The sequence below is a fragment of the Hahella sp. HN01 genome (assembly GCF_018986435.1).
GTDB lineage: Bacteria > Pseudomonadota > Gammaproteobacteria > Pseudomonadales > Oleiphilaceae > Hahella.
On record NZ_JAHMIN010000013.1, the window covers coordinates 86,700 to 101,516 of the forward strand.

Here is a 14,817-nt window from a genome sequence, read left to right on the forward strand (position 1 = left end):
CGATGGGGATCAATAGCATTTTCGACATTGCCGGCTCCGGTATGACTGCGCAATCCGTGCGACTGAACACCACCGCCAGCAACTTGGCCAACGCCGACACCGCCAGCTCCAGCATCGATCAGACTTATCGCGCGCGCAAGCCGATTTTTGCTGCGGTGCATCAGGATGCGCTCAACGCGGCGATTCCTCCTTCAATCAACGATGACGCTTCCCGCGGCGTTGAAGTGCGGGCCATTGTGGAAAGCGATGCGTCTCTGGAGCGTCGCTACCAGCCGGACCACCCCATGGCGGATGCGGACGGTTATGTGTTTTATCCCAACGTGAATGTGGTGGAGGAAATGGCGGATATGATGTCCGCTTCCCGCAGCTTCCAGACCAACGTGGAAGTGCTGAATTCAGCGAAAACCATGATGCAGCGCCTGCTGACTATTGGTCAGTGATGAACTTTTCGTGAGGACAGCGTGATGAGCGATATCAATACGACAAATCAGACTAGCGACGCGCTGAGTCAATACGCGCTTCAGCAGAATTCCGCCAACAGGAAAAACGAACTGGGTAAAAACGAATTCATGGATCTGATGATCGCCCAGTTGAATAACCAGAGTCCGCTAGATCCCCAGGACAACACGGCGTTTGTCGCACAGTTGGCGCAATTCAGCTCGGTGGAAGGCATTCAATCATTGAATTCGACCGTGGACACTATGGCCTCACAGTTTCGCAGCGCACAAGCCCTGCAGGCTTCTGCGATGGTGGGACGGGATGTGCTGGCGCCAATGGAAAGCGCCATTAAAAGTGCGGATGGATCTATTAATGGGGTGGTGGAACTGCCTGCGGGAACCTCGCAACTGGCCATTAGCGTCTATAACGAGGCAGGCGAGCTCATCACGACTATTGATAAAGGTTACCAGCCCGGCGGCGACGTCAATTTCAGCTGGGACGGCAAAAACAGCAACGGCGAAACTTTGCCGGCGGGGCGGTATGAAGTGGTCGCAAGAGCCCGCTACAGTGGGGAGCAGATGCAAGTCAGCTCTTATCTGGCGGCCAATGTGGATAGTGTGTCAATCGCGCGTGACGGCAGCGTCACATTAAATCTGAACGGGCTTGGCTCGGTCGGATTAAGCGATATCAAACAGATCAGTTAGCATGTGCGAGGTGTGGTATGCCGTTTAATATCGCGTTAACAGGAATCAGAGCAGCGTCGGTCGACCTGGAGGTGACCGGCAACAACATCGCCAACGCCAGCACGACCGGCTTTAAACGGTCCCGTGCGGAGTTTGGCGATCTCTACGCCAACAGCTTTTTGAGTCTGGGCTCCAACCCGGTTGGGGATGGCGTGCGGGTGCAGAAGGTGCGGCAAGAATTTGCGCAGGGCAATCTCTCCTTTACCGAGAATGGACTGGACCTCGCCATTAACGGCGAAGGCTTCTTTATTCTCGATACCACCAGTGGCGATCGTCGCTACAGCCGAGCTGGCGCTTTTGGTATCAACAAGGAAGGTTATGTAGTGAACAGCTCTGGCATGCGCTTGCAAGGTTTTGTCGCTAATGACAGCGGCGTGGTCAGTGGCGTTCTTGGCGATCTTTTGATAGATGACACCAGCCTGGCGCCAGACAGAACCACAAGAGTGAACGCCAATCTGAACCTAGACGCGTCCGAGCCAGTGCTGCTTGAACGCGGAGACTCATTGTCTTCAGATGGTTTGTTGATCGGACGGGCGGTTGACGCTACCGCCGCAGGTACGAATGGCGCTAATGGATACGCCGCACAAACTATAACAGTGACTCAGGCTGACGGTTCGACTTCAACAGTGACTATTCCTGCCAATAGTTCCGCTGCTGAAATAGCGGGCCTGTTTAACAATCTGGACAACATAGACGCTGCCGCCAGCACCCGCGCGACAATTACGGCGGCGGGTTTCAACAATGCGTCCGGCACTATGCAGGTGACTATTGATGGCGTGCCTTTCGATGGCTATACCAATCTGACTGATTTAGGCAATGCAATTAACTCTTCCTCTCAGCTAAATGGCGTGCGCGCGGTGTTGGATGGCACGGACCTGGTGATTATCAATAATCGTGGTGATGATCTTAGTTTTGGCTTCAGTGGCGCCGCCGGAGATCAATTTGTGGTGCAGGGCAATGATGCGGCGGCCACATCACAAACTCTGAGCACGGCATTGACGGATGCCGTTGTAGGCGGCAGCGTCAACCTGACCATGCAGGATGGCATTACCTTGGCAAGCGGAACAACGGATTTATTCGCTACTTTCACAGGCACGCCTTTCGTCAACAACGTGTTCGATCCGGCGGATGAAAACACGTATAACCATGCCACCTCCACAACGATTTACGACAGTCTGGGTAACTCTCACGTTCTGACGACGTTCTTCGTCAAAGAGCCGCTGTCAGCGACCACGCCAGACAATCTGTGGACCATGTATGCGTTAATAGACGGCCAGGATGTCGGCGATCCCTTGGTGACTGGCGGTACGCCATCCCGCGCTTCCTACAGTCTGGTGTTCGATCAGGATGGCTCACTTAACGAAGTGTTGTCCGACGACGTGTTGATATCCAACTGGACGCCGTTGGCGTCTGACGGTACGCCAAACGGCGCGGAAGGGCCGCTGAATGTGGTGGATGGCGGAACCTTGCCGATTCCTGATCCCCCCACCAGCTCCAATTTCTTAATAGATCTTGGCACGACGACTCAGTATGGCAGCGCATTTGCGGTCAATGACCTGCAGCAGGATGGCTTCACCACTGGACGTCTGATTGGTCTGGACGTGGATGATGGCGGGGTGATTTTCGCCCGTTACACCAACGGCGAGTCCAAAGTGCTGGGACAGGTCGCACTGGCGAACTTCAATGATATTCAAGGACTCGCGCCGGTTGGGGAAACCACTTGGGTGGAGACATTCAACTCCGGCAATCCTGTGATCGGGGCGCCTGGCACCGCATCTCTGGGGGCTATTCGCTCCAGCTCTTTGGAAGATTCCAATGTGGATTTGTCCGAGCAGTTGGTGGGATTGATCATCGCCCAGCGTAACTATCAGGCCAATGCGAAAACCATTGAGACGGCGAACGCCATCACTCAGACCATCATCAATCTACGTTAATGGATGAGTGAAAGCGTGATAGAGACCATTAACGCGATCAGGCGGAATTCGAGAGGTAGTCATGGATAAAGCCTTATACATCGCCATGAGCGGCGCCAAGCAGAACATGTTGTCTCAGCGCGGCCACGCCAACAATCTGGCTAACGCCAATACCACCGGCTTCAAGTCTGACTTTATGCAGGCGCGCAGTATGCCGGTGTTTGGCGAACATTTCCCCAGCCGGGCCTACGCCATGACGGAGAGGCCGGCGACGGACTTCGAAATGGGGTCTATGATGCAGACTGGACGTGACTTGGATGTCGCCGTCGCCGGCAAGGGCTGGATCGCGGTGCAGGCGCCGGACGGCGGCGAAGCTTATACCCGGGAAGGGGAGCTGTTGCTGGATGTGAATGGCATGCTGCGCACCGGCTCGGGATTGCCGGTGCTCGGCAACGGCGGGCCTATCGCCGTGCCGCCGGCGGCCAAGCTTAATATTGGCGGAGACGGTACGATTTCTATCGTGCCTTTGGGCGGGAATCCGAACGAAATTCAGGAAGTGGATCGTATCCGTCTGGTTAATCCTCCCGCCGAAAATCTGGAAAAAGGCGTCGACGGCCTGATTCATCTGAAACCGGATGTTCCTGGTCCGGCTCTTCCTGATGGGCTGGTGCGCCTAGAGTCCGGCTATCTTGAGTCCTCTAATGTTAATGCCGTCGAAGAAATGACGGAAATCCTCTCTCTATCCCGCCAATTCGAACTTCAAGTCAAAGTTATGCGCGCTGCGGATGATAACTCCGAAGCTGCGGCACGCTTATTGCAAATATCCTAGTAATCCCGCATGAGCGGCAATTTTCCGCCATGCGGCCCGGAGTCTATCCGGGTATAGGTTGAAACCCATTTATTGTGTTGTCCGACCTGCATAGGAGAATTTGTCATGCATGGTGCGTTGTGGGTGAGTAAAACCGGGCTTGCGGCCCAGGATACTGCTCTAAAAACCATTTCCAATAACCTGGCGAACGTTAACACGACCGGCTTTAAGCGTGATCGCGCTGTATTCCAGGATCTGCTGTATCAGATCAAGCGGCAGCCGGGCGGTCAGAGTTCCCAAGACACGCAGCTGCCTTCTGGTCTGCAACTGGGGACAGGGGTGCGCGTGGTGGGCACGCAGAAAGTCTTTAGCGAAGGCAATCTGGAAGTCACTGAACAGCCGCTGGACATCGCCATCAATGGTCGAGGGTTCTTCCAGATTCTGATGCCGGACGGCACGATCTCTTATACCCGGGACGGCCAGTTTCACCTGAATTCCGACGGCGATGTGGTCACCGCCAATGGCTTCCCTCTTGAGCCCGGCATCACCATACCAGACGGCGCCTTGCACCTGACCATCAGCACCGACGGCGTGGTCAGTGTCACCGTTGCGGGCACAGCTACGCCAACTCAGATCGGCAACATCAATACGGTGGATTTCATCAACCCGGCCGGGCTGGAAGCGATCGGCAACAACCTGTTCAGGGAGACCGCCGCCAGTGGCGATCCTCAAGAAGGCACGCCTGGATTGGCGGGGCTGGGAACTGTGGAACAGGGCATGGTGGAAACCTCCAACGTAGAGATCGTTGAGGAAATGGTGAACATGATCACCACTCAGCGCGCCTACGAGATGAATGCGAAAGTGGTGACCACTGCGGACCAGATGCTGCAGTACATCACCCAAAATCTTTAATTGATGTGTCGTCGATTTAATCGGGGAGGGCCAGGCGTGAAAACACTAACGCTGATCTCACTAATCGTGGTTACGTTGCTGAGCGGTTGCAGTCCAATCACCAGAGAGCAGGTGCGCCCGGGAGACCCGGCTTTCGCGCCTGTTCCACCGCAGACGCTAATGCAACCGGCGGCGGTGGATGGCTCTATCTATTCCAGCGCGCAAAGCTTTTCTCTATACGGCGATCGCACGGCCCATCAGGTGGGCGACGTATTGACGGTGGTGCTGCAGGAAAGCACTCAGTCAAAAAAGAGTACGGGCTCGTCTTTAAAGAAAGACTCTGATAACTCCTTCAACGAGGCGACGATTCTGGGCACAGCAGTGTCCGCCCATAACCTCAGTCTGTTGACGGACCCTAGTTTTACCCGGGACTTCTCCGGATCGGCGGATGCGGATCAAAGCAACAGTCTGACTGGCAATATCAGCGTCACTATTTCGGATGTGTTGCCCAACGGTGTTTTGCGTATTCGGGGCGAGAAGTGGCTCACGCTGACGGAAGGAGATGAGTACATCCGGCTCAGTGGACTGGTGCGCCCTCAGGATATTGGCGTCGATAACACCATTTTGTCGAGCAAAATTGCCGACGCCCGTTTCGCCTACAGCGGCACCGGCGCCTTTGGCGATGTGAACCGCGCCGGCTGGCTGCAGCGCTTCTTCAACAGCGAATGGTTTCCTTTGTAACGTTTGATTTCGACACGAAGTCTTCTGTCTCTAACTAGCGGTATCTGACTATGCATGAAGTATCCGACAAAACCAAAGCGATCCGTCCTTTGCAACAGGCGTGTCGGGCGTTGATTGCGTTTGGCCTGTTATGTTTCGCAACAATGGCTGGCGCGGAAAGGATAAAAGACATCGCTACGGTGGAAGGCGTGCGCAGTAACCAGATCGTGGGGTACGGTCTGGTGGTGGGGCTGGACGGCACCGGTGATAAGGCGCCGTTTACGGATCAGACGTTTCGCAACATGATGAATCGTTTCGGCATCTCCATTCCGACAGGAACTGACCCGAAACTGAAAAACGTGGCGGCGGTATCCGTGCATGCGGATCTTCCGGCTTTCTCGAAGCCGGGCCAGAGAATAGATATTACGGTGTCTTCCGTTGGCAACGCGAAGAGCCTGCGTGGCGGCAGTTTGCTGATGACCAGTCTGAAAGGCGCGGATGGTAAAACCTATGCCGTGGCCCAGGGCAATCTGGTGGTGGGCGGGTTTGGCGCCGGCGGCGCGGATGGCTCCAGCATCACGGTGAATGTCCCCAGTGTAGGACGTATTCCTAACGGCGCCACAGTCGAGCGCGCGGTTCCCAGCGGTTTTGGTCACGGAGATACCTTGACGCTGAATCTGAGCTCGCCGGATTTTACTACCGCCAAGCGCGTGCAGGATCGCATCAATGACCTGCTAGGCCCAGGGCTGGCGCAAGCGATGGACGCCGCCAGCATTCGAGTGATGGCGCCCCGTGAGGCGTCGCAGCGGGTCGGGTTTCTGTCTATTTTGGAAAACCTGGAGGTGGAGCCCGGGCAAGAGGCCGCCAAGGTGGTGATCAACTCCCGCACCGGCACCATTGTGGTTGGGCAGAACGTGAAGGTGCTGCCGGCGGCGGTGACCCACGGCAATCTGACCGTCACCATCACCGAGGATTTCGGCGTCAGCCAACCTAATGCGCTGGCGGGAGGGGATACGGTCGTTGTGCCCCAGACTGATGTGAATGTAGAGCAGCAGCCCAGTCATATGTTCAAGTTCGGCCCGGCGGCGACTCTGAATGAAATTGTGCGTGCGGTGAATCAGGTCGGAGCGGCGCCAGGGGATGTGATGGCGGTGCTGGAAGCCCTGAAGCAGGCCGGCGCGCTGAAAGCGGAACTGATCGTGATCTAACACGGCAATAGTGTTTTAAGGCAAGCGTATGACCATCAACAATCGCGCCCTCGACCAGGCTCATGTCTATACCGACCTGAATGCGTTGCAGCGACTGAAGTCGCCAAGCATGGACAAGTCGGAGGCGATCAGTGCGGTGTCGAAGCAGTTTGAGTCCATCATGGTCAACCTGATGCTGAAATCCATGCGCCAGGTCAACGCGGTATTTGAGCAAGGCAATCCATTTCACGATTCCGCCTCCAATATTTATCAGGATATGTTCGACCATCAGCTCAGTCTGACCTTGTCCAAGCAGAAGAGTTTTGGATTGGCGGATGCGCTGACGAAGCAACTTTTGGCCAGAGAAAGCAGCGAGCCGAAAAAGGGCGGCTACAAAGAAATCAATGAATATCCGCGTGCGCTGGAGGCGATGCCGCTGAACTATGCGCAGGCCGAAGAAAGCCTCGCGCAGGCGCCGGAGTTGACGGAAGAAGAGACTCAGGCTCTGGAGCAGGTAGCTTATTACTCGGAGCAAATGTCGCGCTCTGCGTTCGTGGACGTCGAGGTGAAGGAGGTCATTGCGGCGGCGGAAGCCTCGCAAGCAAACCATAACGAAGGCGGAGACCTTAAGAAAGAGTCTGCGCCGGCTTCATTTGAGAGTCCGCAGCATTTTGTTAACAGCCTGCTGGCGTCGGCCCGTAAGGCGTCCGCCGGGCTGGGTGTGGAGCCGGGCGTCCTACTGGCGCAATCCGCTCTGGAAACCGGGTGGGGACGGCGCATGATTCTTACCGAAGAGGGCGAGCCCAGCTACAACCTGTTCGGCATCAAAGCGGACCAGCGCTGGAAAGGACCCGTCGCCTGGGTGACGACCACTGAATATCGGGAAGGGAGCATGGTGAAAGAGCGGGCTCCGTTCCGCGTTTATGGCTCCTATGAAGAAAGCTTTACGGATTATCTCAACTTCTTGCAGGAACAGCCCCGCTATCAACAGGCGTTGAAACAGGTGGCGGAGCCGGAAGAATACCTGCGGGAACTGCAAAAAGCCGGATACGCCACAGATCCCAATTATGCGTCGAAGATTCAGCGCATCATGAACGGAGCGTATCTACAAAGCGTCCGCTCGGATGATCAAGGCTGAGGACTCCTGTCATGAGCACTAACGTCATCAACATAGGACTCACCGGACTCAAAGCCAGCCAGACCGCGCTGGCCACTACCGGCAACAACGTCTCCAACGCCAACACCGAGGGCTACAGTCGTCAGCGGGTGGAGTTCGAAGCGACACCGTCCCAGTATATCGGGGCGGGGTATTTGGGCACGGGGGTAGGGGTCGCCGATATCTCCCGCATGACCAACCAGTTTCTGGTTACCCAGTTGCGCTCGGATACTTCCATGTTCAGTGAAATAGATAAGATCCGCGCCAATGTGAGCCAGATCGACAGCCTGCTGGCGGACCCCACCACCGGACTGTCTCCCGGCATGAGCGCTTTTTTTCAGGCGTTGCAGGGCGCTGCGGACGATCCCTCGTCCATACCCGAACGTCAGTTGGTGTTGACTCAGGCGGAAGGTCTGATCAATCGCTTCAATGTGCTGTATAACCGCCTGGAATCGCAGCAAAGCAATATAGATCAGGATATGCGCGCGTTGATTACGGAAGCCAACAGTCTGGCCAGCGGCATCGCCCAGGTGAATCAGGCCATCGTGTCGGCTCGCGGTTCGGCGCAGGGTAAAGACGTCAACGACTTGCTGGACAAGCGTGATCAAATGATTCGCGAGCTGTCGGAAATTGTATCGGTGACCGTCGTGGAGCAAACCGATGGTCAGCTCAATATCCTGGTGGGTAAAGGCCAGTCTCTGGTGATTGGCTCTCACGCCAATACATTGGGGCTGCAGGTCAGCGAAACCGACCCGACCCATCAGGAAGTGGCGCTAACGGAAAGCGGCGGCTCTGGAACCAATATTATTACTTCAGAAATAACCGGCGGTGAGCTGGGCGGCATACTGCTGTTTCGCGATCAGATTCTACAGCCGTCATTTAACGCGCTGGGCCGAATTGCAGTGGTGATGGCGGACACGATCAACGAGCAGCATCAGCTAGGCATGGACTTGGAAAACCGGCTCGGCGGCATGTTTTTTGAGGACATCAACTCTGAAAACAATGCGCGTCAACGGGTCACAGCGAATGAAGGCAATGCGCTGCCGAATGATCGCGACATCGGCGTGGAGATCATCGACACTTCCGCGTTGACCACCAAAGATTATCGAATACAGTTCACCGGACCTTCCGATAACGACATCCTGGTGGTGGATGCATTAAGTGGCGCCACGGTCACTCGCGGGCGGCTGCCCGGTTTGTTTCCCGCCACCTTTGAGTTCGATGGATTGCGGATTAACTTCGAGTCAGGCAGCTTTCAAACCGGCGACAGCTTTCTGGTGACGCCGACCCGTTACGGCGCCCGAGATATCGATATGTCGGTGAGCCGCGTCGAGGAAATTGCCCTGGCGTCGCCAATTCGCACTGAGTCAGACTTGGGCAACGTGGGGAATGCAGTGATCAGCCAGGGCGAACTGCTGGCGGTGAAGCGCAGCTCTAACGACGCTATCTTGCCAACGTTTGCGGTTCCTGGCGAACTGACGCCGCCCATACTGATCCGTTTCATCACTGACACCTATTATGAAGTGCTGGATAACAGCGATCCGGCTAATCCGGTTCCGCTCGATCCGCCATTAAACAATCAGAAATATATCGCGGGCGTGTCCAACGCCATTTTCACTGCGGACGAGGGGCAAACTGCGGTCAGCGCCGAGGGCGTCAGTATTGCGCAGGTTCCTGCGCCAGTTGCGTCTCCTGGACCTTATGCAAACGGCTATGGGGCGCAGACAGTGACACTTAGAAATCGCGATCCGGAGACAGGGATAGTCACTACTCAGTCGCCGCTTAATATCGCCGCCAACGCCAGCGCAGAGGAAATCGCCTCGGCCCTGAATAGTCGCAACGGCGTGTCCGCTCTCGCCTACACAGAAGTGGAGCTTTCCAATTTTGTGGATGACGGCGGTGGTGTGGCGCCGGGGCTGACCATCAACGGTGAGGTGCTGACGTTGCCAAGCGGAGGCTCTTTTACGCCGGATGATTACGTGGATCTGATCAACAACAACTCAAACCTTCAAGATGCCGGTATCGTCGCCTGGAGCGACGGCGGCACTTTGACTGTTCGCGCACTCACCGGTAAGGACATTACCGTCGAGGTGACAGGCGACGCAACGGATTCTGTGGACATTGCTACCGCCAATGACACTGTCGCCACCACCATTGCCGGGGGGAGCGGGACCAGCGTTGGCGGGTTCGTGGATGTGCAGCTGGATGACGGCGTGCGCTTGAATGCAGATAACAACAATATATTCTTGCCTGCGCCAGTGGCGCAGAGTTCGTTCCGGGGCTATCAGGCCAACATTACCGGCACGCCCAGTCAAGGAGATACTTTTACTATCGAGTACAACGAAAACGGCGTTTCCGATAACCGTAATGCATTGAAAATGGCGGGGCTGGAAACGGAGGGAACCATTGGCGGCAATGTCAGCACCTACAATGAGGCCTATTCCCAATTAGTGGAAGTGGTCGGCTCCACCGCCAGTCAGGCGCAACTGGATACAGAGTCGGCTCAGTCACTGCTGCGGCAGTCGGAAAATCGCTGGCAGGAAGTTTCAGGCGTCAGTCTGGATGAAGAGGCGGGTCGTCTGATCCAGTATCAGGCGGCCTACAATGCGTCTGCGCAAGTGGTGTCCATCGCCCGACAGTTGTTCGACACCCTGTTGAACACTTTCGCCTGATGGATAACCCGAGGATGTGACCATGCGTATTTCAACCCAACAACTGTTTAACCGCGGGCTGGACAACATCCTTGATGTGACCGGCCAGTTGCAGAAAACCCAGCTGCAGATCTCCAGCGGGCGTCGCGTACTGACGCCAGCGGATGACCCGGTGGCGTCCACGCGCATCCTGCAGATAAACCAAGAGCTGTCGTTGATTGATCAATATAAGAGCAATATCAATCTGGCGGAAAATCGTCTGAGCCTGGAAGACGGCCTTCTGGGGGGCGTCAGTGAAGTGATACAGCGTTTACGTGAATTGACGGTGCAGGCGGGCGACGGTTCTCAGAATGCAGACGATAAAACATTTATCGCGGCGGAAGTGCGGCAACGGCTCAGTCAGTTAGTCGGTATGCTGAATACCAAAGATCCCAGTGGAGAGTATATCTTTGCGGGATTTCAGGGTAAGCAGGAGCCATTTCAGCTAAATGCCGCGGGTTCATATAAGTATGTGGGCGATGAGGGGCGTCGATTCATGCAGATCGACGCCAATGTTTCCGTGGCGGCGGGGGACAATGGCAAAGAGGTGTTCGTCAATATCAAAAGCGCCAACAACACTTTTTTCACTCAGGCGAGCCCTCGCAACACAGCGGAGCCGCCAGCGATCATTACTCAGGGACAGATGATCGATCAGGAGCTCTATGACGCGTTTTATCCAGAAGATATGGTTGTTGTGTTTAATGACGAGGCCGATGTGGTTCCGCCTGCGCCGAACTACTCTATCGTGCAGCGCTCTGACGGTAAGCCCATTTTGAATAATCAACGCTTCGCCACGGGACAACCTATTCAAGTGCAAGGCGTGCAGTTCGAAATTATCGGCTCGCCTCAACCCGGCGACACCTTCTTTGTGCAGTCGTCAGAGAAGCAGGGCCTTCTGACTACGGTGGAGCGCCTGGCGGCGGGACTGGAGGATTATCAGGATACCCCGGCTGGCCGCCAGACATTGACTGATCTGCTGGATTCCACCTTGGCGAATTTCACCAATGCGGAAACCAAGCTACTCGAGACGCGGTCGCGACTCGGCGCCCGACTAAACACTATCGACGACACCAAACAGCTGCAGGAAGATGTTGAGGTGTTGACCAAAGAAGTGCTGTCCGAGCTGCAGGATTTGGACTATGCGGAAGCGGTAAGCAATCTCACCTTGCAAAACTTTGTCCTGCAGGCCGCCCAACAATCCTATTCCCGCGTCACCAGCCTGTCGCTGTTCGATCTGCTCTAAGCAGGGCGGCGATCCAATGAATCGCCGCCACACTCCGCAAACACGTCTATTCTTATAGTCAGGGTTGATCGCAGTTAAAGAGGCTCATCTATGAGAATAATTTCTTCATTGGCTATGTGTGGCGTGATTCTTTGCAGCGGCGTCGCATCCGCTATCGCCATAGATGGCGCAGCGCCGCCATGGCAGGAAATGAAAAAGAACTATATTTCCAATATGTCCAATGGTTGTATCAGTGCGCACAGTGGTCAGGGCGAAGGGACGGAAGCCGTGGCGAATTATTGCTCTTGCGTTGTGGAACGAGTCGACAAGGATTTGACGTTGGACGATATTCGTTATTTTGCAGAGCAGGGCAGGCCCAATAGCTCGCATACAGAAGTGATTATCAGCGCAATACAGGCGTGTGGAGAAAATCAGTAGAAAGACAAAGAGGTTGGATTCGTCTAGCGTGAAGAATGTTTAACAAAGATGAAATAGAAAGGAGTTAAATAAGAAAGTTGGTGCCGGGAGAGAGAATCGAACTCTCACTCCCGAAGGAACACGAGTTTGAGTCGTGCGCGTCTACCAGTTCCGCCATCCCGGCAACCATGTCAGCCTGTGAGTGGCTAACTAGGGCCGCGATTATACGGGCTTTTGATTGCTCGTCAACAACTTTTACTAACTATTTTTTTGCCTTGCCCTGGCTCGACGCTATAAAAACGGTCGAAGCTGGCGAGTGGCGGGCATTTCCGCTAACCTATGCGCCCCCAAAACTGAAGCAGAATGTCTTGATGCGCGTTGACGATTTTGATTTTGATCTGCCGCCGGAGTTAATCGCCCGGCGTCCGCTGGCTGAGCGCTCCTCCAGCCGCTTATTGTGTCTGGATGCGGATACCGGAGAAATAAACCATCGCGGCTTCAAGGACCTGTTGGGCATGATCAATCCTGGGGATTTGTTGGTTTTCAACGATACCCGCGTTATCCCGGCTCGCTTATTTGGCCAAAAACGCAGCGGCGGCAAAGTCGAAGTGATGGTTGAGCGAGTCGTGTCCATGACGGAAATACTCGCTCACGTCCGAGCCAGCAAGGCGCCCAAGCCTGGCGTCGAGATCCTTATAGACGATAACCATGTGCTGACGATGGTGGAGCGGGAAGGCGATCTGTTCCGTCTGCGGGTAAGCGAAGGCGGAAGCGTCAGCGAATTATTGGAAGCGTGCGGGCATATGCCGCTGCCTCCTTATATAGATCGTGAAGATGACTTGAGCGATCGCGAGCGTTATCAAACTGTATATAGTCGTCAACCCGGCGCGGTGGCGGCCCCTACCGCCGGTTTGCATTTTGACGAGCCGCTATTGCAGGCGCTGGCGCAAAAAGGCGTGGAGACTGCGTTTGTTACATTGCATGTCGGCGCGGGCACGTTTCAACCTGTGCGGGTGGATGTGGTGCAGGATCACCAGATGCATTCAGAGTATCTGGAAGTTTCCGCGGATGTCTGCGAACAGGTGCGCAAGGTAAAGGCGGCAGGCGGGCGCGTCATTGCAGTGGGCACTACCGCAGTCAGGGCGTTGGAGACGGCGAGCCGATCTGGGTCTATTGAGCCTTATGCGGGCGATACCAGTATATTCATCTATCCTGGATATGAATTTGTTACCGTCGACGCATTGGTGACCAATTTTCACTTGCCCAAGTCCACACTATTGATGCTGGTGTCGGCCTTCGCCGGTAGAGAGCATATCCTGGCCGCCTACCAAGAGGCGATTGAGCAACGCTATCGCTTTTTCAGCTATGGCGACGCCATGTTTCTGCATCGTCGTCTTTCTGGTCGCGAAGACGCCTTAACAAATTAAGAATGACTGTCAGATCTGAGTAGGAGAACAACCTTGTCGCGTACTTGCCACATGCAGTTCGAAATCGACAATGCCGACGGCAAAGCCCGTCGCGGTAGGCTTAAATTTCCAAGAGGCGTGGTGGAGACACCCGCCTTTATGCCCGTGGGCACCTACGGCACCGTAAAAAGCATGACGCCCCGGGATATTAAAGATATCGGCGCGCATATTATTCTTGGCAACACTTTCCATTTGATGTTGCGTCCGGGTACGGAAATCATCCGTCAGCATGGCGATCTGCATGACTTTATGCAGTGGGATGGCCCTATTCTGACGGACTCGGGAGGCTTTCAGGTGTTCAGCCTGGGGGATCTGCGCAAAATTACGGAAGAGGGCGTGAAATTCAAATCGCCCATCGACGGCTCGCCCATATTCATGGACCCGGAGCGTTCAATGCAGGTCCAGCGCGACCTGGGCTCCGATATTGTCATGATTTTCGACGAGTGCACGCCTTATCCGGCCACTGAAAAAGAAGCGGCGGACTCCATGCGCTTGTCTCTGCGCTGGGCTAAAAGAAGCAAACTGGCGCACGGAAATAGCCCTTCTGCATTGTTTGGTATTGTACAAGGCGGAATGTATCCCCATTTAAGGGAAGAATCGCTGGCGGGGCTGACTGAAATCGGCTTCGACGGCTACGCTATCGGCGGATTGTCGGTAGGAGAGCCCAAGGATGAAATGATAAAGGTGCTGGATTACCTGCCTCCTGCGATGCCTGAAGATAAGCCCAGGTATCTGATGGGCGTGGGCAAGCCGGAGGATATAGTAGAGGCGGTGTTGCGCGGRGTGGACATGTTCGACTGCGTCATGCCGACCCGGAATGCGCGTAACGCGCACTTGTTCACTTCATTTGGAGTGCTCAAATTGCGCAACAGCCGGTACCGGACAGATACGCGTCCCCTGGATGAAAACTGCGACTGTTATACCTGTCGCAATTTCAGTCGCAGCTACCTGCATCACCTTGACCGTTGCGGCGAGATGTTAGGCGCGCAGTTGAATACTATTCATAATCTGCGCTACTACCAAAACCTGATGTCTGGTTTGCGTCATGCGATTGAACGGAGTAAATTGTGCGACTTCGTCGCCGACTTTTATCATAGGCAGGAGCAAGGTATTCCAGCCTAGTCAAAGTGTTATAAGCATATTTTGGAGTTATTTCTTATGCGTAA

The 14,817-nt window shown here is 55.1% G+C and carries 13 protein-coding genes and 1 tRNA gene; 13 read left to right on the plus strand and 1 reads right to left on the minus strand.

Annotated elements, in window-relative coordinates; genetic code table 11:
* The first annotated feature begins 2 nt into the window (after positions 1-2).
* The 11 genes from flgC (at position 3) to KP814_RS14370 (ending at position 12,206) form a co-directional block, all read left to right on the plus strand.
* Positions 3-440, plus strand: coding sequence for a flagellar basal body rod protein FlgC (flgC, locus tag KP814_RS14320; protein WP_216737404.1), 438 nt, complete (start codon positions 3-5; stop codon positions 438-440).
* Positions 441-464: 24 nt separating this feature from the next.
* Positions 465-1,142: a flagellar hook assembly protein FlgD gene (locus KP814_RS14325; protein WP_216737405.1), complete on the plus strand. Its 678-nt coding sequence runs from the start codon at positions 465-467 to the stop codon at positions 1,140-1,142.
* A gap of 17 nt (positions 1,143-1,159) precedes the next feature.
* Positions 1,160-3,115, plus strand: coding sequence for a flagellar hook protein FlgE (locus KP814_RS14330; RefSeq protein ID WP_216737406.1), 1,956 nt, complete (start codon positions 1,160-1,162; stop codon positions 3,113-3,115).
* Positions 3,116-3,176: 61 nt separating this feature from the next.
* A complete protein-coding gene (locus KP814_RS14335; RefSeq protein WP_216737407.1) occupies positions 3,177-3,923 on the plus strand; it encodes a flagellar basal body rod protein FlgF in 747 nt (248 codons plus the stop codon).
* Between the two features lie 105 nt (positions 3,924-4,028).
* Entirely contained in the window at positions 4,029-4,814 is a 786-nt protein-coding gene (flgG, locus tag KP814_RS14340; protein WP_216737408.1) for a flagellar basal-body rod protein FlgG, read from the plus strand.
* A gap of 36 nt (positions 4,815-4,850) precedes the next feature.
* Positions 4,851-5,534, plus strand: a complete 684-nt coding sequence (gene flgH, locus KP814_RS14345) for a flagellar basal body L-ring protein FlgH (protein WP_216737409.1) — start codon at positions 4,851-4,853, stop codon at positions 5,532-5,534.
* Positions 5,535-5,584: 50 nt separating this feature from the next.
* Positions 5,585-6,721, plus strand: a complete 1,137-nt coding sequence (locus tag KP814_RS14350) for a flagellar basal body P-ring protein FlgI (RefSeq protein WP_216737410.1) — start codon at positions 5,585-5,587, stop codon at positions 6,719-6,721.
* 28 nt (positions 6,722-6,749) lie between these two features.
* Positions 6,750-7,838, plus strand: a complete 1,089-nt coding sequence (gene flgJ, locus KP814_RS14355) for a flagellar assembly peptidoglycan hydrolase FlgJ (protein ID WP_216737411.1) — start codon at positions 6,750-6,752, stop codon at positions 7,836-7,838.
* 11 nt (positions 7,839-7,849) lie between these two features.
* Positions 7,850-10,528 (plus strand): flagellar hook-associated protein FlgK, encoded by a 2,679-nt coding sequence (gene flgK, locus KP814_RS14360; protein ID WP_216737412.1) that lies wholly within the window; start codon positions 7,850-7,852, stop codon positions 10,526-10,528.
* A gap of 22 nt (positions 10,529-10,550) precedes the next feature.
* Positions 10,551-11,789: a flagellar hook-associated protein FlgL gene (flgL, locus tag KP814_RS14365; RefSeq protein ID WP_216737413.1), complete on the plus strand. Its 1,239-nt coding sequence runs from the start codon at positions 10,551-10,553 to the stop codon at positions 11,787-11,789.
* A gap of 90 nt (positions 11,790-11,879) precedes the next feature.
* Positions 11,880-12,206 carry a hypothetical protein gene (locus KP814_RS14370; RefSeq protein ID WP_216737414.1) on the plus strand — a complete coding sequence of 109 codons (327 nt, stop codon included), beginning with the start codon at positions 11,880-11,882 and terminating at the stop codon, positions 12,204-12,206.
* 78 nt (positions 12,207-12,284) lie between these two features.
* Here KP814_RS14370 and KP814_RS14375 read toward each other — a convergent pair.
* Positions 12,285-12,369: transfer RNA gene (locus KP814_RS14375), tRNA-Leu, on the minus strand.
* Between the two features lie 187 nt (positions 12,370-12,556).
* Between KP814_RS14375 and queA the strand changes: the two genes are divergently transcribed.
* On the plus strand, positions 12,557-13,612 hold the full coding sequence (queA, locus tag KP814_RS14380; RefSeq protein ID WP_216737415.1) for a tRNA preQ1(34) S-adenosylmethionine ribosyltransferase-isomerase QueA: 1,056 nt from the start codon (positions 12,557-12,559) through the stop codon (positions 13,610-13,612).
* A gap of 51 nt (positions 13,613-13,663) precedes the next feature.
* Positions 13,664-14,773 (plus strand): tRNA guanosine(34) transglycosylase Tgt, encoded by a 1,110-nt coding sequence (tgt, locus tag KP814_RS14385; protein ID WP_216737474.1) that lies wholly within the window; start codon positions 13,664-13,666, stop codon positions 14,771-14,773.
* Positions 14,774-14,817: the final 44 nt, after the last annotated feature.

Excerpts from the sequence above, each read along its gene's own strand:
- flgC (WP_216737404.1), top strand. The coding sequence starts at position 3 with ATGGGGATCAATAGCATTTTCGACATTGCCGGCTCCGGTATGACTGCG.
- KP814_RS14325 (WP_216737405.1), top strand. The coding sequence starts at position 465 with ATGAGCGATATCAATACGACAAATCAGACTAGCGACGCGCTGAGTCAA.
- KP814_RS14330 (WP_216737406.1), top strand. The coding sequence starts at position 1,160 with ATGCCGTTTAATATCGCGTTAACAGGAATCAGAGCAGCGTCGGTCGAC.
- KP814_RS14335 (WP_216737407.1), top strand. The coding sequence starts at position 3,177 with ATGGATAAAGCCTTATACATCGCCATGAGCGGCGCCAAGCAGAACATG.
- flgG (WP_216737408.1), top strand. The coding sequence starts at position 4,029 with ATGCATGGTGCGTTGTGGGTGAGTAAAACCGGGCTTGCGGCCCAGGAT.
- KP814_RS14350 (WP_216737410.1), top strand. The coding sequence starts at position 5,585 with ATGCATGAAGTATCCGACAAAACCAAAGCGATCCGTCCTTTGCAACAG.
- flgJ (WP_216737411.1), top strand. The coding sequence starts at position 6,750 with ATGACCATCAACAATCGCGCCCTCGACCAGGCTCATGTCTATACCGAC.
- flgK (WP_216737412.1), top strand. The coding sequence starts at position 7,850 with ATGAGCACTAACGTCATCAACATAGGACTCACCGGACTCAAAGCCAGC.
- flgL (WP_216737413.1), top strand. The coding sequence starts at position 10,551 with ATGCGTATTTCAACCCAACAACTGTTTAACCGCGGGCTGGACAACATC.
- KP814_RS14370 (WP_216737414.1), top strand. The coding sequence starts at position 11,880 with ATGAGAATAATTTCTTCATTGGCTATGTGTGGCGTGATTCTTTGCAGC.
- queA (WP_216737415.1), top strand. The coding sequence starts at position 12,557 with ATGCGCGTTGACGATTTTGATTTTGATCTGCCGCCGGAGTTAATCGCC.